Source organism: Neisseria sp. P0001.S005, assembly GCF_051963715.1.
The window spans coordinates 1-257 of sequence record NZ_JBQCTZ010001004.1 but is presented as its reverse complement, the minus strand read 5'-3'; the positions used below and the strand labels follow the sequence as shown (position 1 = coordinate 257).

Sequence of the window (257 nt, the reverse complement as noted above, 5' to 3'; positions counted from 1 at the left end):
ATCAGCGAGCAAGAATTGCTGGCTGTTGCTAAAGACTTGCGCGAGAAAAACTGGAAACACCAAGCTGCTGCCAACGCCGATTTCGTTGCTGCAGGCGATTTCACTTTCTACGACCACATCCTCGACCTGCAAGTTGCTACCGGTGCCATCCCTGCCCGTTTCGGCTTCGACAGCCAAAACCTGTCTTTGGAACAATTCTTCCAACTGGCCCGTGGTAACAAAGACCAATTCGCTATCGAAATGACCAAATGGTTCGA

At 50.6% G+C, this 257-nt stretch carries 1 pseudogene; it reads left to right on the top strand.

From position 1 onward, the window contains the following. A pseudogene (locus ACTHSP_RS23860) lies at positions 1-257 on the top strand (5-methyltetrahydropteroyltriglutamate--homocysteine S-methyltransferase); the annotation flags it as partial.